Raw genomic sequence first — 24,662 nt, 5'->3', positions numbered from 1 at the left:
CAATCCGCCCCGACCTGTACTGACATCGCGGCACCCGTAACGGACCGCTCCCGGCCAACCTCCCAAGAGAAACAGGAAGGGGCCGTATCGCATGCGATACAGCCCCTTCGCTCCTATACCGATAAGTGTCGGATATTACATGTTCATACCACCGCAGCAGTGGATAACCTGACCCGTTACATACGACGACAGGTCGGAAGCGAGGAACGTAGCCACGTTGGCCACATCTTCGGGCGTTCCGCCACGACGCAGCGGAATCTGTTTGGCCCATTCGGCTTTCACCTCGTCGGAGAGAGCAGCCGTCATGTCGGTAATGATGAAGCCCGGAGCAATGGCATTGGCACGTACACCGCGCGAACCCAACTCCTTGGCAATCGACTTGGCCAAACCAATCATACCAGCTTTCGAGGCCGAGTAGTTGCATTGACCGGCGTTGCCCGATACACCTACAACCGAAGCCATGTTGATGATGCTACCACCCTTCTGACGCATCATGATGGGCGTAACGGCGTGAATAAAGTTGAAGGCCGATTTCAGGTTCACGTTGATAACCATGTCCCATTGTTGCTCGGTCATACGCATCATCAAACCGTCGCGAGTGATACCGGCATTGTTTACCAGAATATCAATGCGACCGAAATCTTTCACAATCTCGGCAACCACGTTGTGAGCCTCCTCAAAGTTGGCGGCATTCGAGGCATACCCTTTGGCACGAACACCCAAAGCGGCAATCTCTTGTTCGGTAGCCTTTCCAATCTCGTCGATGGCGAGGTCGGTAAATGCGATATCAGCTCCTTCCGAAGCGAATTTCAGGGCAATAGCTTTTCCTATACCCCGTGCTGCACCCGTGATGACAGCAACTTTTCCTTCCAGTAATTTCATAATTTTCTTGTTTATTATGCAGGGCAACGAGTCGCCTCACCGCCCCCGGTTAATAATCTTATCGTTTTATGCCATACAAGATGAAATCCAGTATGTAATCCTTCAACCTCGACCGGTCGATGCCCCACTCGGCAAAGTTGTCGCGGATATAGGGCACATCGAGCCCCCGCAAGGCATAGTGCAACACCGAAGCCGTAGCCGTCACGTTGGGGATATGAAACACCCCCTGCTCCACCCCTTCGGTAAGGATACTCCGCAAGAGAGCCTCCTCCCTCACGTCGATGCTCCGCCGGGCCTTCTCCACCTTCAAGATGTCGCGAAAGAACTCGGCCCGCAGCGTGCCGTTGCGCACCACCGCCTCCTTGACCGCCTCCAACCGGGTGTTGATGTAGTTGAGCAACTTCTCCTCGGGAGGCAAATCGCGGTTGGCCAGTCCTTCGAGACGGGCATACAAGTGTTCCGACTCGGCCTCGACCACGGCCCAATAGATTTCGTTCTTGTTTTTGAAATAGGTGTAGATCGTACGACGACCTTTCCCCGAAGCCTCGGCAATATCGTTCATCGTCGTAGCCGCCACCCCTTTGCGGGCAAACAACTGGCGAGCCACATCGATAAGCAATTCTCGTGTACGAACCATAACCTGTCTCTTTCTTTACCTGCACATCGGTGCAAAACTTGTGCGAAATTACATATTTTTATCATTAAAAACCAAAGCAAACACTTCGTTTTTCTCACTTGCTCTCTTAACAGAAACTTTAACATTGCTAAATTACACTGATTATCAGTCTATTACTTATTAAACCAAGAAACAAACCAAAAAAAGTTCTTCAAATACTTGCATTTTCAATTATTCTCCGTACCTTTGCACTCACAAACACCGCGGGGTGGAGCAGTGGTAGCTCGTTGGGCTCATAACCCAAAGGTCGTCGGTTCGAGTCCGGCTCCCGCAACCAAGAGAAAGGGTCGCAAACAGCGACCCTTTTCTATTTCTATTCCCCCGGAATCTTTACGCAAACATTCTCCCTCCTCTTTTGGACCCCGCATCGAGTGCGGGGTGACACACCGAATCATTCCGCACCACGACGCGGCACTGCTGTCATTCCGCACGTGATGCGGAATCCAGAAAAGAACACCTGCGGCACTTGCCCTTTGCTATTCGAGACCGGCCTCCGCATCGAGTGCGGAGCGACACCTCATTATCTACGGCGAGAAAGTATAGATTAATACTATTAATCAACCCATTACATTCAACACAACCACAATTCCCGACAAAAATTTCATACACTAAGAAAAATAGATTATTTTTGTTTTTAATATCTATTTGCATCAACTATGAAAATGCCTAAAAATCGCGCCATCTACATAGGAGTGCTGGCCTTGGTATGGGCTTGTGCCTACTTCTATATTTTCAATGCGAAGATAGACATCAACGGCGACAACTGCCGCTACTACACCTTTGCCTCGGCCCTGGCTTCGGGACAGGGATATGCCGACATCTCAGCCCCGACGACCCACCCGACCAACGCTTTTCCGCCGGGTTATCCGTTGCTGATGACCCCGCTACGATTCTTCACCGACAGCGTTGTGGCGCAAAAGGTGCTTAACGGGCTCTTCCTGCTGGGGGGAGCACTGCTGCTGTTCTTCTTCATGATCAGACGCAAGATGCCCGACTCGCTGGCGCTGGTGGGAGCCTGTGCTGCCATACTGAGCGACCGGGTGCTACACTTCTCTACGATGATGATGAGCGAGATGTCATGCTTCTTTGTCTCGGCAGCGGCCATCTTCCTGCTCACGCAGATGAAGAAGGAGAAGCCCTTCTACAAGGACTGGGCCTTCTATGCCATGCTGGTGATGGTTGTGCTCTGCTACCACATACGCACCCAAGGCGTTGCCCTGTTTGCCGCGGTGGTACTCTTCTTCCTCTGTGCCAAAAAGTGGAAAGAGGCACTCGCTACGGTAGCGGGATTCATCGTAGGGTGCCTGCCGTGGATTTGGCGCAACAAGGCGCTGGGCATGGAACAGAGCCGATATTTCGAGTCGATAGCGCAGGTGAATCCGTGGCGCCCCGAAGATGGCTCGCTCGACCTGAGTGGCATCATCGAACGCTTTTTCGACACGCTGGGCATGTTGGTATCCAAGGCGTTGCCCAACTCGGTGATTCCCTATTTCCAAGTCAACTATGCCCCCGAGGTGCCGGCCGGATTCGGATTGTGGCTGGCAGCCCTCATACTGGTAGCCCTTATCATTCGAGGATTCTGGGCATTCGGTAAATACCGCTGGGTACTCATCGGCTACACCGTCTTTACCTTCGGACTTATCTCCATCTTCAGCACCCCCAGCGAGAACCGATATATCACGGCACTCATTCCCTTCCTGAACATGGGTCTGCTTGTGGGGCTCTACGAGGTCGTGGTGTGGGCCATGCGCCGGCTGAATATGAAACAGAAATTCTCGCCATGGATTCTGGCCCTGTTGCTGCTCACCAGCGTGAGCAACATCAAAGCGTTGCACACCATGAACAAGATGCCCTTCCCGCCGGCCTATCAAAACTTCTTCCAGATAGGAGCCGTATTGAAACAACATGTATCGCCCGAAACGGTGGTTGCTTCGCGTAAAGGCGAACTGCTCTACATGTTCTCGGGGACACGGGTCACCGGCTATGCCTTCTCGCTGGACGACCGGGCCGTGATCCAGAAAATGCTCGACGATGGCGTGGAGTATGTCATTCTCGACCAGCTTGGATACAGTTCGACCGTCCGCTACCTCTACCCGGCCATACAGAAGAACGACGACCTCTTCTTCGTCGCCTCCTATATACCCAACCCCGACACCTATCTGTTGAAATTCGACCGAGAGGCTGCCCGTAAAAAACTGTCACAAACCAACCCCTAACTCATGAGCGCTACCGACAAGAAACAGAAACAGGCGGTTATCGCCGGAGCCGGCCCTGCGGGACTTACCGGCGCGTATGAACTGCTCAAACATACCGACATTCACCCTGTCGTTTTTGAGGAATCGGGCGAAATCGGAGGCATCTCGCGCACCGTGCGCTACCACGGGAACCGCATGGACATCGGGGGGCACCGCTTCTTCTCCAAGAGTCAGCGGGTGACCGACTGGTGGGACGAGATCATGCCGCTGCAAGGGGCTCCCTCGCTCGACGACAAGCTGCTACACACGACCGACAAGACTTTTGCTGCCAACGGCCCCGACCCCGAACAGTGCGACCGCGTGATGCTGGTGCGCAACCGCATATCGCGCATCTTCTACCTGCACAAGTTTTTCGACTATCCCATCTCGCTCAAATGGCAGACCTTCGCCAACATGGGGCTGGTGCGCACCATCGAGGCCGGGTGCGGATACCTGTGGTCGGTCTTCTTCAAGAAGCCCGAAACCTCGCTCGAAAATTTCTACATCAACCGCTTCGGGAAACCGCTCTACCGCATGTTTTTCGAGGACTATACCGAGAAGGTGTGGGGCGTACACCCCTCGAAACTGGGGGCCGACTGGGGTGCCCAACGGGTGAAGGGGCTGTCGATCTTTGCCATTCTCAAAGACATGCTCAAAAAGAGTTTCTCCAAAAAGGAGAATATAAAAGAGGTGGAAACCTCGCTTATCGAACAATTTGTCTATCCCAAACTGGGGCCCGGGCAACTGTGGGAGACCGTGGCCGACGAGGTACGCCAACGGGGCGGCGAGGTGATTACCGAAACACCCGTGAAGGAGATTCACGTCGAGAACAACCGCGTGACGAGCGTCACCGTCGAGAATGCCCAAGGCGAACGCCGGGAGGTTCCCTGCGACTACCTGCTCTCGTCACTTCCTCTCAAAGACCTCGTGCAATCGATTCGGGGCATCGAGGTACCCGACGAGGTAAAACGCATTGCCGGCGACCTGCCCTACCGCGACTTCATCACCGTGGGGTTGCTCATGAAACGCCTCACCATCGACAATCAGACCCGCATCAAGACCTTTGCCAACCGCATACCCGACACCTGGATCTACATTCAGGAGCGCGACGTGCGCATCGGCCGCCTGCAAGTCTTCAACAACTGGTCGCCCTATCTGGTCAAGAACTACGAGAATACCGTGTGGATAGGACTCGAATACTTCTGCACCGAGGGTGACGCCTTTTGGCAGATGGACGACCGGGCGTTCATCGACATGGCGGTGGGCGAGTTGGCCAAAATCGGTATCATCGACCCCGCCGATGTACTCGACTCGGTACGCATCAAGGTCAAGAAGGCCTACCCCTCCTACTTCGGCAGCTACTATGAGCTCGACCGGGTGAAGGAGTTCCTCAACGGCATCGAAAACCTGTGGTGCATCGGCCGCAACGGGCAGCACCGCTACAACAACATGGACCACTCGATGATGACCGCCATGGTAGCCGTCGACCACATTGCCGCCGGCAACACCGACAAGAGCGCCGTGTGGTCGGTCAATACCGAAGAAGAATACCACGAAAGCAAATGATGAAACCGGGGCACCTCTTCAAACGCCTGTTCTATGGCACCACCGACCGACTGCTCGTGCAGTTCGTACGCTATTTCTTCGTGGGCGGCTTTGCCTTCGTCGTCGATTTCGGGCTGCTCTATATTCTCACCGAGTATGCCGGGTTGCACTACCTGCTCTCGGCCACCCTCTCGTTCATCTCGGGGCTGCTCGTCAACTACGTTATCAGTTGCATCTGGGTATTCAGCAACTCGAAATTCAAGAACCGACTGGTCGAGTTCCTCTTCTTTGCCTCCATCGGCGTGGTGGGACTCCTGCTCAACGACGCTCTCATCTGGCTCTTTACCGACTGCATCGGCACCCACTACATGTTCTCCAAGATAGTAGCCGCGGCCATCGTCTACCTGTGGAACTTCTTTGCCCGCAAATATCTGGTATTTCGGTAACACACGTCATTCCGCACGCTCACGTCATACCGCGCCTCAACGCGGTATCCAGGAATACCCGGGCAGGAGTATCCGCAACAGTTTACAACGTCCCTCACTGGACCCTGCATCGTTGTGTGGGGTGACATGCTACAACAGAAACGAGGGGCATCGCCCCTGCGGGCAACACCCCTCGTATAGAATCAAGGAAATACGTTTTTACTTGTTGATCAGGAACCACGCATCGGTAAATTGCGGGTAACGGGCTTGCAGGGCTTCGCGAGCCTGTACGGCAGCGGGACGGTTGTCGAACGAGCAGGCTACGACACGATACCAACCCTCGGCATTCTGAGCCAACACGGCGGGATAACCGTCGTTGCGCAGACGTTCGCAGAGGCTCTGTGCATTGAGACGTTGACGGAAACTACCCACGATTACGTTATACTCTTTGAGCAAGGCGTCGTTACCATCGACAGCATTGATGCGTTCGCTACGCTCTCTTACCGAGGTACTCGACGTCGTCGTGGTCGAGGGGGTGGTTACTACCTGTTGCTCGGCAACGGGTGCAGGAGCAGGCTCTTCTATCTTCTTCTCCTGTGCCTTTTCATAGGCAGCCTTATAGGCGCTTTGGCTCGACTTACACGAAGCCATACCGCCAATCAACAAAAGGGCCAAGGCCCAAATCCAATTTTTTTTCATAGGACTTATAGTTGTTTAGATATTCGTTCTATTTTTTCGATTTTTACTCCGCTTCGCGAAGATAGTGCAAAAGTAACAAATAAACGGCATTGCCAAAATCAATCCTGCAAATTTACCGCGATATTTTTCCGTCCGGTACCCATCGGGAGTAAGAGCCGTACCGACCGGCCTCACAGCGACCCTTTGGTCGAGGGCAGCGTCGAGTCGGTCACATCGCGCTTCACAGCCATCTTCAAGGCACGGGCAAAGGCTTTGAAGATGCCTTCGATTTTGTGGTGCTCGTTGGCTCCCACCGCCTCGATGTGGAGATTCATGCGGGCCGCATCGCTGAACGACTTGAAGAAATGGAGGAACATCTCGGTGGGCATGTCGCCTATCTTCTCGCGACGGAATCGGGCTTTCCACACCAGCCACGGACGTCCCCCGAAGTCGAGGGCGACCCGGCACAGCGCATCGTCCATAGGCAGAGAGAATCCGTAGCGGGCAATGCCCCGCTTGTCGCCCAGAGCCCGGGCAAAGGCCTCGCCCAACACCAGCGCCGTATCCTCGATGGTGTGGTGCTCGTCGACCTGCAAGTCGCCTGCGACATCGACCCGAAGGTCGACCCCGGAATGACGACCCAACTGGTCGAGCATGTGGTCGAAGAAACCGAGGCCCGTGTGAATCTGGGTGCACCCCGTACCGTCGAGATTGAGCGACACCTGTATATCGGTCTCGGCCGTGCGGCGGCTGAGCGATACACGCCGGGTCCCACCACAGAGAATCTGAGCCACCTGCCACCAGTCATCGGTCACCGCCTCGCACACCGAGGCAAGTCCGGCCGCCTCGACCTCGGCCACGCCGGTCGCGGCAGGGGCGAAATAGATGGCCCGGCACCCCAGATTGGCCGCCAGCTGCACATCGGTAAGGCGGTCGCCGATGACGTAAGAGTGATCCAGGTCGTAGTCGCCCGCCATATAGCGGGTGAGCATGGCCGTGCCCGGCTTGCGCGTAGGTCTCTGCTCCTCGGGCAGCGAGGTGTCGATGCAGACCTCGTCGAAACGAATCCCCTCGTTGGCCAACGCCTGTATGATCTTATGCTGGGCCGGCCAAAAGGTCTCGGCCGGGAACGAGGGGGTTCCCATGCCGTCCTGATTGGTCACCATCACCCACTCGAAATCAAGGCGGGCGGCCACGTAGGCCAGACTCTGGAAGACTCGCGGACGAAACTCCAACTTCTCCAACGAGTCGAGTTGATAATCGACGGGAGGCTCCACTACCAGTGTCCCGTCGCGGTCGATAAACAATACTCTCTTCATTTTTCCCGGTTTTGATTATAGCGGCACAGCGCCTCCCACAAACTATCCATCTCGTCGGCCTTCCCGATGGTAATGCGCAGGCAGTCGTCGCACAGGGTCACCGACGAGCGGTTGCGCACCACGATACCAACCTCGACCAGCCAATTGTAGAGGGCTGTGGCATCTTCGACACGCACCAGCACGAAGTTGGCCTCGCTGGGGTAGACCCGACGCACTAGCGGCAGCGTGGAGAGCCGCTCGACAAAGCGACTGCGCTCGGCCAACGTCTCTTCCACCCATCGGCACACCTCATCGGCCCGATCGAGCAGGTCGAGGGCATAACGCTGCACCGGACCACTGATGTTGTAGGGATATTTCACCTTGTTATAATAACCGATGAGAAGCGGCGAGGCAAAAGCCATGCCCAGCCGCACCCCGGCACTGCCCCACGCCTTCGAGAAGGTTTGCAGCACGACCAGATTGGGGAACTCGTTCAACCGGGCAAGCCAGGAGGGGTGCGACGAGAAATCGATATAGGCCTCGTCGATGACCACGATACCGTCGAAATCGGTCAAGAGCCGCTCGATGTCGGCCTCGGGGAAAGCATTGCCGGTAGGGTTGTTGGGCGAGCAGAGAAAGAGCAGACGGCTCTCCCTGTCGGCCACACGCAACAAAGCCTCGACCGGGAGCGAGAAATCGGCCTGTAAAGGCACCTCGCGATACTCCACCCCGTTGATGTCGGCACACACGCGATACATGCCGTAAGTGGGGGTAAAGGCGATGGCATTGCTCTTGCCGGGCTCGCAGAAGATGCGGTAGAGCAGGTCGATGGCCTCGTCGCTGCCCACCCCGAGGAAAATCTGGTCGGGACACACTCCCCGCTGTTTGGCCAACCGGTGCTTCACCGCCCACTGTAAAGGGTCGGGGTAACGGTTATAAGGTTCGTTAAACGGACTCTCGTTGGCATCGAGCCACACCGAGGCCTCTCCCGAAAACTCGTTCCGGGCCGAGGAGTAGGGTTTCAGCCGCCGGATATTGGGGCGTACCCACTGTTCTATCTGTTCCTGTGTCTTCATCGTTGTCTCCTTTTACTTGTCGAGGTTTTGCAACCGCACGGCAACGGCCCGGCGGTGAGCATCGAGTTGTTCGGCGGAAGCCATCGTTTCGATGACAGGCCCGAGGTTTTTCAGCCCCTCGGGCGAGATGTGTTGAAAGGTTATCTTGCGGGTAAAGCTGTCGAGATTGACGCCGCTGTATGCCCGGGCATATCCGCTCGTAGGCAAGGTGTGGTTGGTACCCGAGGCATAATCGCCGGCACTCTCGGGAGTATAATAGCCCAGGAAGACCGACCCGGCGTTGACCACCCCTTCGGCCCACGCCTCGGCATCGGCCCGGTGTACAATCAAGTGCTCGGGCGCATAGGCGTTGACCAGAGCCAACTGCTCGGCTTCGTCGTCGAGACAGACAATCGAGCTGTGGGAGAGCGACTGTTCCACCAGTTCGCGACGGGGCAAACAGGTCGCCTGACGTTCAATCTCGGCCGGCAGACGGTCGGCCAGTTCCCGGCTGGCCGTCACCAGAATCGACTGGCTGTCGGGGCCGTGTTCGGCCTGCGAAAGGAAATCGGCTGCCAGAAAACGCGGGTCGGCACCGGCGTCGGCTACAATCATCACCTCCGACGGCCCCGCCGGCATGTCGATAGCCACACCCCGGGTCTGCACCTGTTGCTTGGCTGCCATGACATAGCGGTTGCCCGGCCCGAAGATTTTCCCCACGGCCGGCACGCTCGCCGTACCGAAGGCCATGGCTCCGATAGCCTGCACACCGCCCAGCTTGAAGATGCGATCCACCCCCGTTTCGCGGGCGGCATACAAGATGGCCGGAGCTACCGTACCGTCGCGCCCGGGCGGGGTACACATCACCACCTCGCGGCAACCGGCCAGCCGGGCCGGAACAGCCAGCATCAGCACCGTCGAAAAGAGCGGAGCCGTGCCCCCCGGCACATAGAGCCCCACCCGTTCGATGCCCACAGCCTTCTGCCAGCACCACACTCCGGGCGAGGTTTCGACCCGGTGGCTCTCGATAGCCTGCGAGGCGTGAAACTTGCGGATATTGGCAATGGCCTGTGCAATGGCACTCTTCAACTCGTTGGGGAGAGCAGCAGCTGCTGCCTCGATTTCGGCAGACGACACCGGCAAAGCGTCCAACTCCACCCCGTCGAACTGCCGTTCATAACGTTTCAACGCCTCATCGCCCTCTGTACGCACCGCCTCCAAAATATCGGTTACCGAGCGCGACAAGGCACTCAAATCGACCCGCGGTCGGGACAAGATTTCGCTCCACGCTTCGCGCCGCGGATTGGTATATACTTTTACTGCCATACTACAATATCATCTTTTCAATGTCGAGCACCACGATACCTTCGGCACCTGCGGCCTTCAACCGGTTAATTATCTCCCAAAAACGTTTCTCGTCGAGCACCGTGTGCACCGAGCACCAGGCGGGGTCGGCCAGCGGCATGACCGTGGGGCTCTTGATGCCCGGCAGCACCGCCAGCACGTCGTCGAGTTTGGTCTGCGGCACATTCATGAGAATGTATTTCTTGTCGTCGGCCGCCTGTACCGACTCGAACCGGAAAATCAGTTCGTCGAGAATCTCCTGTTTCTCGCCCGACAGCGAGTCGGTACCGATGAGCACCGCCTCCGACTCCACCACCTGCTCCACCTCTTTCAAGCGGTTGCTCACCAACGTACTGCCCGAGCTCACGATGTCGAAGATGGCATCGGCCAACCGGATACCCGGAGCAATCTCTACCGAGCCGGTAATGACGTGAATATCGGCTTCGATGCCGTTGCGGTGCAGATAATCGGACAGGATTCCGGGATAAGAGGTGGCTATCTTCTTCCCCGTGAACCAGTCGCGCCCCGGATAGTCAATATCCTGCGGTATGGCCAGCGACAGACGGCACCGCCCGAAACCCAACTTTTTAAGCACCCCCACGGGGCAACGCTTTTCCAACACTTCGTTCAATCCCACAATACCCACATCGGCCACACCCGAGGCTACCGACTCGGGAATGTCGTCGTCTCGCAGAAACAACACCTCAATCGGGAAATTCCGAGCCGGGACCAACAAGGTTCTTTTACCGCCCGGCAACTTGATGCCGGCCTCTTCCAACAGAGCCATCGACTCATCATAGAGCCGACCTTTCGACTGAATGGCAATTCTCAACATAACAGACACTCTCTTCTTTTAATTGTCTTAAAATAAAAAAAGGCTTGCCGCGTAACGGTAAGCCTACAATATATTTCCCATGCGATTCTTATATGCGCCACTCACCGTACTCCTCCGTAAGGAATATGCAAATGATGGTGATGCAGAGACAAAAACAACATAAGGTCTAATTATAATTCTCGACAAATATAGTATATTAAAATCGAAAAACAAACTTTTTACCTGTTTTTTCTTTCAATTATCTATCCCAAGTGGGCTACTCGGCAGTCCCGGTCACCCCTGTGCGACAGCTTCACAGAAAGAGGGAAACCAGGCCATAGATACCGGCGGCCAACAGGGCACTCACCGGTATGGTGAGAATCCAGGCCACCCACAGGTCTTTCGTCACGCCCCAGCGCACGGCCGACAACCGTTTGGTGGCTCCCACGCCGATGATGGCACCCGTAATGGTGTGGGTGGTACTCACCGGGATTTTCAGGAACTCGGTCAGATAGAGGGTAAAGGCTCCCGCCGTCTCGGCCACAACGCCTTCGAGCGGAGTCACCTTGGTAATCTTCGTACCCATCGTCTTGACAATCTTCCAACCGCCCGACATCGTGCCCAGCGAGATGGCCGTGAAGCAGGCAAAGGCTACCCAGTCGGGCAGGTCGGCAATGCTGTTGATACCGGCTCCCAGCCCCATGGAGTGGGCGGCAATGAGCGCGGCGGCGATGATACCCATCACCTTCTGCGAGTCGTTCAGGCCGTGGCCTATGCTGAACATCGCCGACGATACCAGCTGCAACCGCTTGAACCACATCTCGGCCCTGTGCGGCTGTGCCCGTCGGCAGATATAGAGCACCAGTATCGTGAAGCCGAAGGCTACCACCATACCGATGAACGGTGCCAGAAAGATGAAGGCGGCTATTTTGAGAATGATATTGAGCTGTATCGCGCCGAAACCGCTTGCCATGATGGCCGCCCCGGCAAACCCGCCGATAAGCGTGTGCGACGAGGACGAGGGGATTCCCTTCCACCACGTGAAGAGGTTCCAGATGATGGCGGCAATGATTCCCGACAAGATGATGGGCAGCGTGATAAACTCCTCGACCACCGTCTTGGAGACGGTGTTGGCAATGCCGAAGCCACCAATGATATACTTGGCAATGAAGAAGGCGACAAAGTTAAAGACCGCAGCCCACAAGACCGCCTGAAAGGGGGTGAGCACCTTGGTCGACACAATGGTTGCAATCGAATTGGCTGCATCGTGAAAGCCGTTGATAAAATCGAACAGCAGCGCCAGGACAATGATAATTATGAGTAACTCCATCTCACCACCGGGTTAGGCATATTTCACAATCAACGTTCGCAACACCTTGCCCACATGCTCGGCCGAGTCGGTGGTCTTTTCGAGAATCTGCATGATCTCCTTTATCTTGATAATCTCGATGCAATCTTTCTCCTCCTCGAAGAGCCGCTTGATAAAGTGTTCATACACGTCGTCGGCCTGGTTCTCGATGTCGTGCAGCCGGGTGCAATACTCGCGCAGCTGAGCAGGGTTCTTGCGGAAGCGTTCGAGCTCGTCCATCGCCTTGCAAATGCAATCGGCCTCCTGTTGCACCAGCAGACTCAACTCCTTGCCGCTCTCGCCGATGGGGCGGGGCTTGTAGATGGAGATACGCTTGGCACAGCTGTTTATGCCGTCGATGACATCGTCCATGTGCGAAGCCAGCGCCTGAATATCCTCCCGGTCGAAGGGGGTGATGAAGGTGGTGCCTAACTCGTCGAAGATGCGGTGGGCCAGACGGTCACCCTCGCGCTCCAAATCCTTGATGCGCTTGTAGTATGAATCGCGTTCATCGGCCCGGTCGTAGTTCATGCTCTCGACCAGTACGGCCGACGAGGATACCAGCACCTCGGACAACTGTTTCAACAAAGGGAAAAACTTGGGTTCTTTGGGAGTAAACCGGCTAAAAAAGGAATTTTTCATCGTCTTATCGTATATATATTTAACACTGTCGCTTCAAAAGGGCTGTCGGTCCGCCCCCTTTGGGGCAGAGCGAGGGCGATAACTCGCTGTATGCTTTGTCTGTGACAAAGATAGGCCGCAGCGTATGAATATCATATTACATTTGTTTTAAATTCTTTCACTACTCGGAATTTTTTTCACGAGCTCACTTTCTCAAAAGATTGTCTTACCTTTGTTTCCCAACCGCTTTACATCGACCCATGAGCCACCCGATTGTCATCGAACCGACTGCCGATGGAGTGCCTACCCTCTACCGCCCCGACCTCGACGAGCATTACCACTCGACCAAGGGGGCGCTGACCGAGGCGCGCCACGTCTATATCGACATGGCCCTGCGGGCGCGGAGGAAAAGCGAAATCAATCTGCTCGAAGTGGGGTTCGGCACCGGCCTGAACGCCTGGCTCACCCTGCTCGAAGCGCAACAAACGGGGTGGCACATACGCTACACGGCCTTCGAGCTCTACCCGCTCGCACCCGAACTGGCTGCCCAGCTCGACTACCCCGACCGCATCGATCCCTCCATGGCTCCTACCTTTGCCCGGCTGCACCGTTGCGAATGGGAGCGACCGGTCGAGATTACTCCGAATTTCACGCTGCTCAAACGCCATGCCGACCTCACCTGTACTCCGGTCGAGGGTCTATACGATGTGGTCTACTTCGACGCCTTTGCCCCCGAGAAACAGCCCGAGCTGTGGAGCGAAGCTCTCTTCCGTCACCTCTACGACCACCTGACGCCCGGCGGCATTCTCACCACCTATTGTGCCAAGGGCGAAATCAGGCGACGGCTGCAAGCCATCGGCTTCACGGTCGAGCGGCTGCCCGGTCCGCCTCACGGCAAACGGGAGATTCTGCGAGCCTCCAAGGCGGCCGAAGCTACCCGTAGATAGCCTCGGCAATCGACACGCTCAACTCGTGCCCCACTCCTACCCGCTGCAACAACAGGTAGTAATAGTCGTCGGTCTCGCCAAACGAGGTGACGGTGAGCCCCACCCGGGTAAACTGTGCAGCCTGCTCGGCCGCCGGCAACAGCTGGCGCGAAAAGACCCGCGAGAGCAACCGCTCATGTATCTGGTTCAGGTGCTTCCGCCCCTGCGTGTGGGCGATGAGCAGGCGACCTCCGCAGCAGAGGTTGTCGGTCACCAGCCGGGCTATCGTGTCGACCGGGTAGCGAAAGTGAGGAAAGACCGAATAGAGTACGATGGCATCGAAACGCCCGGCCAGACGGTCGCGCTCCACATCGGCCTGAATGAAATGCACCCCCTCGCCCGCATAGCGCCACGAGGCCTCGCGCAACATCTTCTCCGAACTGTCTACCGCCACGATGGGTGTATAGGGGCCCACCCGCTCGCGGATAAAGGGTATCATCACTCCCGTGCCCGTACCCACATCGAGTACCTTTTCGCCTTCCGACAGGTGCAGTATCGACAGGATATTCCCGAGCCTGTCGGCATCGGGTCGGCTGGTGCGGTCCCACACGCCGGCCATTTCGTCGAAGAAATTCATATGGCCTCCTTTCTTTCGAGACACCCGCACAGAAAGTCGCACCACGCATCGAGCCCCGTGCCTTGTGTGGCCGAGGTCTCGAAGAAACGAATATCGGGATTGATTTTCAAGGCATTCTCCTTCAACCGGTCGAGACGGCTGTCGACATAGGGCAGCAGGTCGGTCTTGTTGACGACACAGACGTCGGCCCCCGCAAACATGTAGGGATACTTCAACGGTTTGTCGTCGCCCTCGGTCACACTCAACACCACCACCCGCAGATGCTCGCCCAGATCGAACATGGCGGGACACACCAGGTTGCCCACATTCTCGATAAAGAGCAGCGAATCGTTCACCGGCAACTCGTCGGCAGCCGCAGCCACCATACGGGCATCGAGATGGCACCCGTTGTGGGTATTGATTTGCACGGCAGGCACACCCAGCCGTCTGATGCGGTCGGCATCGTAATCGGTGTGCTGATCGCCCTCGATGACAGCCACCCGGTAGAATCCCTGTTCCCCCAGATGTACGATAGTCTGCTCGAGCAGGGTCGTCTTGCCTGACCCCGGCGAACTGACCAGATTGATGGCGACACAACCCATCGCACTCCAACGGTCACGATTCTCGCGGGCTACCCGATTGTTGTCACTCAATATATCTTGCTCTACGGCAATATCGACCGCCGTGCCGTGCGCATGAGGCAGACCTCGACGGTGCATCTCTTCGTGGCTCATCTCCCGATTGCCACAACCACAAGTGCTACACATAGTTTCTTATGATTTTGTTTAATGATTTTGTTACGGTTTATCTTCATCGGTCTCGACCGTCAGCGACGAGAGCCGAAACTCCTGTCCCGCCACCAGTCGCGTGGCATGGCTGCCGCACTGCGGACAGGGCATATAGAACGAGGTCGGCTCAAAGTCGGCCCCGCAAACGGTACAGTGCGACCGGGGCGGTACCCGGGTGAGGGAGACCCGAGCTCCGGCATAGGCACTGCGGTCGAGAACCATCTGCAACGAAAAGACAAACGCCTCGCTATCGACGCCCGACAACTCGCCCACCGTCACCTCGACGCTCCGCAGGGTACCGGCTCCATGCCGTTGCATTTCGCTACCGACCAACTCCAACACACTACAAGCCAACGACAATTCGTGCATCGCTCCTACCTCCTATCGCTTTCTCTCCCGCTCTTCGAGCCAGGCGGCGGCAACGGCCATCTGCCCCACGGCGATACCGGCATCGTTGCAGGGAACGACGGCCGGCAGATAGGGTTGTAACCCGGCTTGACGCAGCAGGTTCATCAAACGGTCGACCAGCCGCTTGTTCTGCAACACCCCCCCCGAGAGAACCACGCGCGAAAGTTTCTGCTGTGCAGCCTGGCGCACCACCTCGGCACACCACATGGCCGCATAGGTCGCATGAAAAGCTCCGGCAATCTCACTGCGGGGTATCCCCCGGTTCAACTCGTCGACCACGGCTACCACCAGCCATGAAATATCGAGGGGGTTGTCGGGGTCGAAGGGATAGAGCCGCTCGGCCGACCCTTCGGCCAGCTGTTCCAGCTTCTGCGGAGCCTCGGCCTGATAGCGGTTGAAATCGGCCACCCCCAGCAACGAGGCCACGGCATCGAAGAGGCGTCCCGCCCCCGAACTCAGCGGCGTGTTGATGCGGCGGGCTATCATGCGGCACACCAGTCTGATGCGGTCGGCACCGATTCGCTCCACAAAATCGTGGGGCAACGGCATCGACTCGCCATAGAGCGAATAGAGCAGCGAAACGGCCATGCGCCACGGCTCGCGGGCCGCCACATCGCCTCCCGGCATGGGCAGATAGGGCTGATGCGACAACCGGGTGTACCGGCTGCGCGAACAGCGCAACAGCTCCCCGCCCCATATCGTGCAGTCGTCGCCATAGCCCGTGCCGTCGAGACACAGGGCCAGCACCTCGCCCGCCAGGTCATACTCGGCCATCACCGCCGCGGCATGAGCGTGATGATGCTGCACCCGATAGAGCGGCAGTTGGTGCTCGGCGGCATAGCGCTCGCCCCACACCGTAGCCGCATAGTCGGGGTGCAGGTCACACACCACACAGCGGGGACGGAAGCGGAAGATGCGGGCGAAGTGCGAAAAAGACTCCTCGAAGAAACCGAGGTTTCCGCGACGGGACAACTCGCCCACATACTGGCTCAACAGAATATCGTCGTGTTTTCCCACGGCAAAGCTCGACACCTGCTCGGCCCCCACGGCGACGATGCCCTCGGTGGATTGCAGATTGTGCAGCGGTTCGGGGGTATAGCCCCGAGCCCGGCGCACGGGTCGGCACAGACCGTCGTATTCGCACACGACCGAGTCGTCGACCCGGTTGTAGATTTCGCGGTTGTACGACACCACCAGGTCGACCTGCGGGTCGAAGAGGTCGTGCGCCTCACCGTCGGCAATGACAATGGGATTGCCGCTGCGATTGCCACTGGTCACCACGATGCGCCGCAGCGACGGAGCCGCCTCGAACAGGTCGTAGTGTATCGCCATATAGGGCAGCAGAACCCCCAGCGAATGATAACCGTCGTTGAGCCAGCGGGCGTGACGGGCGCGCTCGTGCGACAGCACGATGGGACGGCGCCACGAGGTCAGGGCCCGGCGCTCCTCGTCGGTCAGGTCCAGATCGGCCGCGGCCGTCGCCTCGTCGCGGTACATCACGGCCAGAGGTTTGGCATAACGCCCCTTCACCTCCCGCAGCCGGGTCACCGCCTGCTCGTTATCGGCATCGCACAGCAGGTTGTAGCCACCCAGACTTTTCAGAGCCACTACGCCTCCGCCCGTCAGCACCGAGGCGATGCGGCTCACGATGTGCCGGTAGTCGTGTTCCCGGGCTCCGCCCGAATCGCACAACGTGTAGGCCGGGCCGCAACGGTTGCAGGCAATGGGCTGGGCATGAAACCGGCGGTCGGTCACATCGGCATATTCGCTGCGGCAGGTATCGCACAGGGCAAAGTCGCTCATGGTCGTTACCGCCCGGTCGTAGGGCAACGCCTGGATAATGGTGAAACGGGGACCGCAGTGGGTACAGTTGATGAAGGGATAATCCTTGCGGTGAGGTTGTCGCCGACGGTCTTGCAGGCACTCGGGACAGATGGCAATATCGGGACTGACGCGGGTGATTTCGTCGCCTTCGCTGCGGCTGGAAGCAATCTCGAACCGATCGTAGGTGCAATTTGCCGGGCACTCCTCGACATCGATTCGTTCGATAGTAGCGACGGCCGGAGCCACGAGCGGCAAGGCCTGCACAAAGTGCTCCTTCTCCTCGTCGGTCGCCTGCAACACAATGAGCACCCCGTCGTTACTGTTTTCCACATAGCCGTGCAACCCCATCTCGGTAGCCAGGCGATAGATACAGGGGCGGAACCCCACACCCTGCACAAGCCCCCTGACATGTATGTGATAGTGATTCATCTGCAAACGTTTTTTCAGATTGCTTTCTAAACAATCCAAGGCCGATGGTTGTTCAGGGGTATATGTAAAAACCGAACCCTCATGTGCCTGGCTATTCCCGGAAAAATCATCGCCATCGACGACTCGACGCCCCTGCGTATGGCGACCGTCGACTTCGGCGGCGTGTACAAATCCATCTGCATTCAGTACGTCGACGCTTCTACCGGCGACTTTATTCTGGCCCATGCCGGTATGGCCATCGCCCGACTCGACCGGGAGGAGGCCGAAGCGACGCTGGCCGATTTCGACCGGCTGGCTCACTACCTAACCCCCGACGACCATGTGGTATGACCAACCTTTCCGGGAGACCCGCCACCTTACGGCCTTGCTCCGGGCAATCCGGCAGGAGGCCGCGCGCCCCATACGCATCATGGAGGTATGCGGCGGTCAGACCTACGCTCTGTCGCGCTACCGCATCGAAGAGCTGCTGCCCGACACCGTGCAGATGATTCACGGCCCGGGTTGCCCCGTGTGCGTCACCCCCGCCGAGACTGTCGACCAGGCTCTCGCGATAGCCCGCCTGCCCGGCACGACCCTCTGCTCGTTCGGCGACATGATACGGGTACCAGGCAGCGGAGGGAAGAGCCTGCAACATCTGCGCACCGAGGGGTATGACATTCGCATCGTCTATTCGCCGCTCGACGCGCTGGACATAGCCCGGGAGAACCGGAACCGGCAGGTGGTCTTCTTCGCCATCGGCTTCGAGACCACCACCCCGCTCTACACCCTGCTGCTAAGCCAGGCCGTGGCCGAGCGTCTGGGAAATCTCTCCCTGCTCACCTCGCTCTTCACCTTGCCGGCCGCTATCCGGTTCCTTACCCGCGATCCCGAATGCCACACCGATGCGCTGCTCGCCGCCGGACACGTCTGCTCGATTACCGGCATCGACGAATACCGAAAACTGGCCCGGCAGACCCGGCGGCCCATCGCCGTCACGGGGTTCGAGCCGGCCGACCTGCTCTATGGCATCTACCGCGTGATACAGCTCCACACCCGGGGAGAAGCGCGGGTCGTCAACGCTTACGCCCGGGCCGTCCCCCCGCAGGGCAACGAAAAGGCCCGCCGCGAAACGTCCCGATTCTTCACTCCCTGCGACGCCCGTTGGCGGGGGCTGGGCACCATTCCCGGCAGCGGGTTGAAACTGCGTCCAGCCTATGAACAATATGAAGCCCGAAACCGTTTTCACTGCACGGTAAGCCTCCCCAACGGCACCAATCCCTGCCGGGCCGGAGAGATTATGAAGGGGAAGATTTCGCCCCGCGAATGCCCCCTCTTCGGCCGCCGCTGCACCCCCGACTCCCCGATGGGACCCTCGATGGTCTCGGCCGAAGGGGCTTGCGCCGCTTTCTACCGTTATCGAACGACTTAAAAAACTGGAACGAAAATGAACATACCCGATTGTCCGCTGCCCACGCAGCCTACCGACTGCATCACCCTCGCCCACGGCGGGGGCGGACGCATGACCAACCGCCTCATCGAAAGCATCTTCTACCCGGCCTTTGCCAACCAATGGCTCGAACAGGCTCACGACGGGGCCACCCTGCCGATGCCCCATTCGCGCCTCGCCTTCACAACCGACTCGTTTGTGGTTTCTCCACTCTTCTTCCCCGGCGGCAACATCGGCGACCTGGCCGTGAACGGTACCGTGAACGACCTGCTGTGCTGCGGGGCGACACCGCTCTACCTCTCGGCCGCCTTCATTCTGGAAGAGGGGCTCCCCCTCGACACCCTGCGGCAAGTGGTGCAGGCCATGCGCGAGGCTGCCACACGGGCAGGCGTATCGATTGTGACCGGCGACACCAAAGTGGTGGAACACGGCAAATGCGACGGGCTCTACATCAACACCTCGGGTATCGGACTCGTACCCGGCAACATCGAGATAGGTCTGCACCGGGTACAGAAGGGCGACGCCGTAATCGTGACCGGCCCGATAGGCAATCACGGAGTGTCGATACTCTCCACTCGCGAGGGGCTGAACTTCGAGACAACCATCGAGAGCGACACCGCCGCCCTGACCCACATCGTATCGAACCTGCTGGCCGGTGTCCCCGACGTACACATGCTGCGCGACCCCACCCGGGGCGGCCTGTCGAGTACGCTCAACGAAATTGCCGAGGGGGCCGGCGTCACCATCACCCTCGACGAACAGTCACTCCCCATCGAGCCGCCGGTGCGTGCCGCCTGCGACCTGCTGGGGCTCGACCCGCTCTACGTAGCCAACGAGGGTATCCTGCTCATCTTCCTGCCCGACGAACATGCCGAACAGGCCCTGCACATCATTCGCAACGACCCGCACGGGAAGGGGGCCCGCCTCATCGGCCACGTGACCGACGACCGCCGCCCCGAGGTGCTTCTGGAACTGGCCCTGGGACAGACCCGCGTGCTCGATATGCTGAGCGGCGAACAGCTGCCTCGCATTTGTTGAACCTATCAAACGCCTATCCATCATGGAAAAAGAAAAGACATTCTACCAGGAATTGAAAGCGAAAGGATACACCCGCCGCCAGTTTCTCAAATTCTGCGGCATCATGGGAGCCATGCTGGGGCTCCAACAGAGCGGCCTGGCCCAGGTGGTCAACGCCCTGCAATCCAAGCCCCGCAAACCGGTACTGTGGTTTCACTTTCAGGAATGTACCTGTTGCAGCGAGTCGTTCCTGCGGTCGTCGCACCCGCTCGTGGGGCAGATTCTGCTCGAAATGATTTCGCTCGACTACTCCGACACGCTCATGGCAGCCAGCGGATTCCAGGCCGAAGAGGTTCGCGAGCGCTCCATGAAAGCCAACTGGGGCAAGTATATCATGATTGTCGAAGGCTCCATTCCCCTGGGCAACCCGGGCTACTGCACCATCGCCGGACAGTCGGCCCGACAGATATTCGACGAAGCGGCCCGGGGAGCGAGCGCCATCATCGCCTGGGGCAACTGCGCCTCGTCGGGGTGCGTGCAGGGAGCCTATCCCAACCCCACCGATGCGAAACCCGTGCATAAAGTCATCTCGGGCAAACCGGTCATCAACGTGCAGGGCTGTCCGCCCATCGCCGACGTCATGGCCGGAGTCATTACCTACATACTCACCTTCGACCGTCTGCCCGAACTCGACGCCATGGGCCGACCCGTTACCTTCTACGGCCGCCGCATTCACGACACCTGCTACCGCCGGCCGGCCTTCGATGCCGGACTCTTTGTCGAGGCCTTCGACGACGAGAACGCCAAGAAGGGGTATTGTCTCTACAAGATGGGCTGCAAGGGTCCCAACACCTTCAATTCGTGTGCCGTCATCAAGTGGAACGAGGGGGTGAGCTACCCCATACAGTCGGGCCACGGCTGCATAGGCTGTGCCGAACCCGGTTTCTGGGACGCCGAACCCCTGTATCACCACCTGCCCGACGTACGCGGATTCGGCATCGAGGCTACCGCCGACCAGATAGGTCTGGGACTCACCGCCGTGGCTGCGGCGGGAGTGGCCGCCCACGCCATCGTGACCAATATCCAGAAACGCAAGCTCATCAAGAACCAGCTCGACAACGACGAGCCCAACCGCGAAGCCTTTGCCGCCGACGAGCGGCACATCGAGCAACAGGAGAAGCGGCTCGACCACAAGGCGCATCAGTTGGAACAAGAGAAAGACTAACCGATAAAACTATCCCATCATGACCAAACGAATTGTTGTAGACCCCATCACCCGAATCGAAGGCCACCTGCGCATCGAGGCCGACATCGACGACGGCATCATTACCGACGCTTTCAGCTCGGGTACCATGATACGCGGCATCGAAATCATTGTCAAGGACCGCGACCCCCGCGACGTGTGGGCCTATGTGGGCCGGGTGTGCGGCGTATGCACCTCGATACATTCGCTCTGTTCGGTGCGGGCGGTCGAAAATGCCCTCGGCATCGTCGTCCCGCCCAATGCCGAGCAGGTGCGCAACCTCATGCAGTCGGCCGTGACCATACAGGACCACGTGACCCACTTCTACCAGTTGCAGGCGCTCGACTGGGTCGACGTGCTATCGGCCCTGAAAGCCGATCCCCGCAAGGCGGCCGAGGTGGCCCAAAGCCTCTCGGACTGGCCCAAGAACTCCATCGGGTACTTTGTCGAGATACAGGAGAAGGTACAGAATTTCATCGAGACAAGCCGGTTCAGCATCTTCTCCAACGGCTATTGGGGGCACCCTGCCTACAAGCTGCCGCCCGAGGTCAACCTCGTGGCGCTGGCCCACTACCTCGAAGCGCTCGACGTGCAGAAGGAGATGGTGAAAATCCAGACCATCTTCGGGGGGAAGAACCCGCACCCCAACTTTCTGGTGGGCGGCATGGCCTGCGCCATCAACATCAACGACCCCAACGCCCTCAACATGGAGCGGCTCAACTACGTGGCCCAGATTATCGAACGCACGCAGACCTTCGTGCAACAGGTCTACCTGCCCGACGTGGTGGCCATTCTCTCCTACTACCCCGAGTGGACCCGCATCGGCGGCGGCCTGCGCAACTACATCGCCTACGGCGACTACCCCATGGGTCACTACGGCGAACTGTCGACCTACAAGAGTCCGCGGGGCATCGTCGTCGACCGAGACCTGTCGCAGGTCATCGAGTTCGACCCGTGGGCCATGGACGGACTGCTCGAATTCGTCAACAACTCGTGGTACTCCTACACGCAGGGCAAGGAGGTGGGGTTGCACCCCTCGGTGGGCGAGACCCGTCTCGACTACACGGGTGCCACGCCCCCTTACGAATACCTCGATCGGGACCAACCGTACAGCTGGATCAAAACGCCCCGCTACAAAGGTATGCCTATGGAGACGGGACCGCTGGCCCGCAACATCGTGGCCCACGCCTGCGGCGACGAAACCTACCGGGCCATCACCCGGCGATGCCTCGACCAGCTGGGAGTCGGCTACGAGGCGATGTACTCCACCGCCGGACGCACCCTGGCCCGGGCCATCGAGGCCAGTCTGCTGGCCGACTGGCAGACCGACTTCTACACCGCCCTGCTGCTCAACATCAAACGCGGCGACTACCGCATGTTCAACGGTACCAAGTGGGAACCCGACACCTGGCCCGAATCGGCTCAGGGGGTAGGCCTCACCGAGGCTCCCCGTGGCTCGCTGGCCCACTATGTGAACATCGAGAAGGGAAAGGTAGCCAACTACCAGATGATTGTCCCCACCACCTGGAATGCCTCGCCCCGCGACACCCGGGGCGAGCGGTCGGCCTTCGAGGCCTCCCTCGTCGGCACCCCCGTCGCCGACCCGCAGACCCCGCTCGAAATCATTCGCACCATACACTCGTTCGACCCCTGCATGGCCTGTGCCGTACACCTCTACGACGAGAAGGGCGAGCACATACACCGCTGCGAAATGATATAACCCGACCCACCCTCAAAAAAAGAAACGTCATGATAAGCCGCCGAAAATCCTTACGCGAAGTCTATGTATGGGAGCTGCCCGTGCGCATCTTCCACTGGGCCAATGCCCTATCCATCGTCGTGCTGTGCGTGACGGGCTACCTCATCGGCAACCCGCCGGCCATACAGCACGCCACACCGCCCGAGGCCAACTACTGGTTCGGATGGGTGCGGTTTATCCACTTTGTCGCCGCCTTTGTCTTTATCCTCAACTTTCTGGTGCGGCTCTACTGGGCCTTTGCCGGCAACTCGTTCGCCCGCTGGAACAACTACCTGCCGCTCACCCGGCGACAGTGGCGGGGCATCTGCGACACCACCCGGGTCGACGTGCTGCTACTCTCGCCCAACCCGGTCTACGACATCGGGCACAACAGTCTGGCCGCCTTCACCTACTTCGGGGTATTCCTGCTCTTCCTCGTACAGACCTTCACGGGCATGGCCATGTTCTGCGTATCGACCAACAACGTGATGGAACCCTTCTTCTCGTGGCTGCTGCAAATGTGGGGAGGCTTTTTCGTGGTGCGGCAGATACACCACATCGCCATGTGGGCCTTTATCCTCTTCTCCATCGCCCACATCTACCTGGTGTTCTATCACGACTACATCGAGCGCAACGGTGTAGCCTCGTCGATTATCGGCGGGTGGAAGTTCGTACGGGAAGACCTGGCCGAGGCCTATGAGACCGAACAACAGCAGCAACAACAGATTCACCGACAAAAAGAGGAAATAACCCATGAAACGAAACGAAAATAAGCCCATCGCAGCCAACCCGGCCAACGAACCCATTCTCGTGCTGGGCATAGGCAACCTCGTGCTCAACGACGAGGGGATAGGTATACACATTGTGCACACCCTCAGCCAGATGGAGTTGCCCCGAGGTGTCGACGTGCTCGACGGAGGCACCGGGGGACTGGCTCTGTTGGAGACCTTGCAGAGCTATCCCCGGGTAATCCTTGTCGACGCGGCGCTCGACAACCGCCCGGCCGGTACCATTCGCCGCCTATCGCCCCGATACTCCCGCGACTACCCGCCGTTGCTGAGCGCTCACGAGATAGGGCTGAAAGAGATGATCGACGCCATGCTCCTGCTGGGACAGGCCCCGCAAATCGAACTGCTGGCCGTGAGCGTGCGCAACTGCCACCGACTGGGCATGCACCTGTCGCCCGAAATCAGGCGGGCCATACCGCAAATTCTGCAACTGGTCTTCGAGATTATCAAAGACCTGAGGCACGGTCGCTGCCCGATACGCATCGAATAGGCCCCCTGCCCACACAAATGCACAAAAATATCACACCTCCCGGGGACGA

Annotated in this window: 24 protein-coding genes and 1 tRNA gene; 12 read left to right on the top strand and 13 right to left on the bottom strand. The window is 58.4% G+C overall.

Features of this window, described 5'->3' with window-relative positions; all coding sequences use genetic code 11:
* Positions 1-135 precede the first annotated feature (135 nt).
* Positions 136-882, bottom strand: a complete 747-nt coding sequence (gene fabG, locus BARVI_RS11070; protein ID WP_025279307.1) for a 3-oxoacyl-[acyl-carrier-protein] reductase — start codon at positions 880-882, stop codon at positions 136-138.
* A gap of 58 nt (positions 883-940) precedes the next feature.
* The gene (locus tag BARVI_RS11065) at positions 941-1,519 is read right to left on the bottom strand and encodes a TetR/AcrR family transcriptional regulator (RefSeq protein WP_025279306.1); all 579 of its coding nucleotides are present in this window, start codon (positions 1,517-1,519) and stop codon (positions 941-943) included.
* 241 nt (positions 1,520-1,760) lie between these two features.
* Here BARVI_RS11065 and BARVI_RS11060 point away from each other — a divergent pair.
* The 4 genes from BARVI_RS11060 (at position 1,761) to BARVI_RS11045 (ending at position 5,783) form a co-directional block, all read left to right on the top strand.
* Positions 1,761-1,835, top strand: a tRNA-Met gene (locus tag BARVI_RS11060).
* A gap of 385 nt (positions 1,836-2,220) precedes the next feature.
* The gene (locus BARVI_RS11055; protein ID WP_198015969.1) at positions 2,221-3,774 is read left to right on the top strand and encodes a phospholipid carrier-dependent glycosyltransferase; all 1,554 of its coding nucleotides are present in this window, start codon (positions 2,221-2,223) and stop codon (positions 3,772-3,774) included.
* Positions 3,775-3,777: 3 nt separating this feature from the next.
* Positions 3,778-5,358 carry an NAD(P)/FAD-dependent oxidoreductase gene (locus tag BARVI_RS11050; RefSeq protein WP_025279304.1) on the top strand — a complete coding sequence of 527 codons (1,581 nt, stop codon included), beginning with the start codon at positions 3,778-3,780 and terminating at the stop codon, positions 5,356-5,358.
* Complete coding sequence (locus BARVI_RS11045) at positions 5,355-5,783, top strand: GtrA family protein (RefSeq protein ID WP_232213980.1); 429 nt, start codon at positions 5,355-5,357, stop codon at positions 5,781-5,783. The genes BARVI_RS11050 and BARVI_RS11045 overlap by 4 nt, the downstream gene beginning before the upstream one ends.
* Before the next feature lie 198 nt (positions 5,784-5,981).
* Here BARVI_RS11045 and BARVI_RS11040 read toward each other — a convergent pair whose 3' ends face one another.
* The 7 genes from BARVI_RS11040 to BARVI_RS11010 all read right to left on the bottom strand — a co-directional run bounded on the left by BARVI_RS11040 (position 5,982) and on the right by BARVI_RS11010 (position 12,941).
* The gene (locus tag BARVI_RS11040; RefSeq protein WP_025279302.1) at positions 5,982-6,461 is read right to left on the bottom strand and encodes an SPOR domain-containing protein; all 480 of its coding nucleotides are present in this window, start codon (positions 6,459-6,461) and stop codon (positions 5,982-5,984) included.
* 170 nt (positions 6,462-6,631) lie between these two features.
* The gene (gene hisB, locus BARVI_RS11035) at positions 6,632-7,759 is read right to left on the bottom strand and encodes a bifunctional histidinol-phosphatase/imidazoleglycerol-phosphate dehydratase HisB (RefSeq protein WP_025279301.1); all 1,128 of its coding nucleotides are present in this window, start codon (positions 7,757-7,759) and stop codon (positions 6,632-6,634) included.
* Positions 7,756-8,814 carry a histidinol-phosphate transaminase gene (hisC, locus tag BARVI_RS11030; protein WP_025279300.1) on the bottom strand — a complete coding sequence of 353 codons (1,059 nt, stop codon included), beginning with the start codon at positions 8,812-8,814 and terminating at the stop codon, positions 7,756-7,758. Before hisC ends, hisB begins: the two co-directional genes overlap by 4 nt.
* 12 nt (positions 8,815-8,826) lie before the next feature.
* Positions 8,827-10,119, bottom strand: a complete 1,293-nt coding sequence (gene hisD / locus BARVI_RS11025; protein ID WP_025279299.1) for a histidinol dehydrogenase — start codon at positions 10,117-10,119, stop codon at positions 8,827-8,829.
* Position 10,120: 1 nt separating this feature from the next.
* Positions 10,121-10,972: an ATP phosphoribosyltransferase gene (gene hisG, locus BARVI_RS11020; RefSeq protein ID WP_025279298.1), complete on the bottom strand. Its 852-nt coding sequence runs from the start codon at positions 10,970-10,972 to the stop codon at positions 10,121-10,123.
* Positions 10,973-11,264: 292 nt separating this feature from the next.
* Positions 11,265-12,281: an inorganic phosphate transporter gene (locus BARVI_RS11015; protein ID WP_025279297.1), complete on the bottom strand. Its 1,017-nt coding sequence runs from the start codon at positions 12,279-12,281 to the stop codon at positions 11,265-11,267.
* A 12-nt stretch (positions 12,282-12,293) separates the two neighbouring features.
* Positions 12,294-12,941: a DUF47 domain-containing protein gene (locus BARVI_RS11010; RefSeq protein ID WP_025279296.1), complete on the bottom strand. Its 648-nt coding sequence runs from the start codon at positions 12,939-12,941 to the stop codon at positions 12,294-12,296.
* Between the two features lie 239 nt (positions 12,942-13,180).
* Between BARVI_RS11010 and mnmD the strand changes: the two genes are divergently transcribed.
* Entirely contained in the window at positions 13,181-13,867 is a 687-nt protein-coding gene (gene mnmD, locus BARVI_RS11005) for a tRNA (5-methylaminomethyl-2-thiouridine)(34)-methyltransferase MnmD (RefSeq protein WP_157232590.1), read from the top strand.
* On the opposite strand, the gene BARVI_RS11000 is transcribed toward mnmD, so the two are convergent.
* From BARVI_RS11000 to hypF, 4 genes are read right to left on the bottom strand one after another with little or no spacing between them, the layout of a single operon-like run.
* Positions 13,854-14,483 (bottom strand): class I SAM-dependent methyltransferase, encoded by a 630-nt coding sequence (locus BARVI_RS11000; RefSeq protein ID WP_025279294.1) that lies wholly within the window; start codon positions 14,481-14,483, stop codon positions 13,854-13,856. The two genes, mnmD and BARVI_RS11000, sit on opposite strands and share 14 nt — an antisense overlap.
* A complete protein-coding gene (gene hypB / locus BARVI_RS10995; RefSeq protein ID WP_025279293.1) occupies positions 14,480-15,229 on the bottom strand; it encodes a hydrogenase nickel incorporation protein HypB in 750 nt (249 codons plus the stop codon). Before hypB ends, BARVI_RS11000 begins: the two co-directional genes overlap by 4 nt.
* Positions 15,230-15,259: 30 nt before the next feature.
* Positions 15,260-15,619, bottom strand: a complete 360-nt coding sequence (locus BARVI_RS10990) for a hydrogenase maturation nickel metallochaperone HypA/HybF (RefSeq protein WP_025279292.1) — start codon at positions 15,617-15,619, stop codon at positions 15,260-15,262.
* Positions 15,620-15,631: 12 nt separating this feature from the next.
* Entirely contained in the window at positions 15,632-17,911 is a 2,280-nt protein-coding gene (gene hypF, locus BARVI_RS10985) for a carbamoyltransferase HypF (protein WP_025279291.1), read from the bottom strand.
* Positions 17,912-17,992: 81 nt separating this feature from the next.
* Here hypF and BARVI_RS10980 point away from each other — a divergent pair, with 81 nt between their 5' ends.
* Genes BARVI_RS10980 through BARVI_RS10950 form a run of 7 tightly spaced genes read left to right on the top strand, consistent with a single transcriptional unit; the run spans position 17,993 to position 24,613 of the window.
* Positions 17,993-18,241 (top strand): HypC/HybG/HupF family hydrogenase formation chaperone, encoded by a 249-nt coding sequence (locus BARVI_RS10980; protein ID WP_025279290.1) that lies wholly within the window; start codon positions 17,993-17,995, stop codon positions 18,239-18,241.
* A complete protein-coding gene (gene hypD, locus BARVI_RS10975) occupies positions 18,231-19,319 on the top strand; it encodes a hydrogenase formation protein HypD (protein WP_025279289.1) in 1,089 nt (362 codons plus the stop codon). Before BARVI_RS10980 ends, hypD begins: the two co-directional genes overlap by 11 nt.
* A gap of 15 nt (positions 19,320-19,334) precedes the next feature.
* A complete protein-coding gene (hypE, locus tag BARVI_RS10970) occupies positions 19,335-20,375 on the top strand; it encodes a hydrogenase expression/formation protein HypE (RefSeq protein WP_025279288.1) in 1,041 nt (346 codons plus the stop codon).
* Positions 20,376-20,394: 19 nt separating this feature from the next.
* Positions 20,395-21,579: a hydrogenase small subunit gene (locus BARVI_RS10965; RefSeq protein ID WP_394330832.1), complete on the top strand. Its 1,185-nt coding sequence runs from the start codon at positions 20,395-20,397 to the stop codon at positions 21,577-21,579.
* 19 nt (positions 21,580-21,598) lie between these two features.
* Positions 21,599-23,317, top strand: coding sequence for a nickel-dependent hydrogenase large subunit (locus BARVI_RS10960; RefSeq protein ID WP_025279286.1), 1,719 nt, complete (start codon positions 21,599-21,601; stop codon positions 23,315-23,317).
* A gap of 29 nt (positions 23,318-23,346) precedes the next feature.
* Complete coding sequence (cybH, locus tag BARVI_RS10955) at positions 23,347-24,108, top strand: Ni/Fe-hydrogenase, b-type cytochrome subunit (RefSeq protein WP_025279285.1); 762 nt, start codon at positions 23,347-23,349, stop codon at positions 24,106-24,108.
* A complete protein-coding gene (locus tag BARVI_RS10950; protein ID WP_025279284.1) occupies positions 24,089-24,613 on the top strand; it encodes a hydrogenase maturation protease in 525 nt (174 codons plus the stop codon). The genes cybH and BARVI_RS10950 overlap by 20 nt, the downstream gene beginning before the upstream one ends.
* Positions 24,614-24,662 lie beyond the last annotated feature (49 nt).

This window comes from Barnesiella viscericola DSM 18177 (assembly GCF_000512915.1).
Classification (GTDB): domain Bacteria; phylum Bacteroidota; class Bacteroidia; order Bacteroidales; family Barnesiellaceae; genus Barnesiella; species Barnesiella viscericola.
Note: the sequence above shows the minus strand (reverse complement) of the source record. Positions and strands in the feature narration are given on the sequence as shown.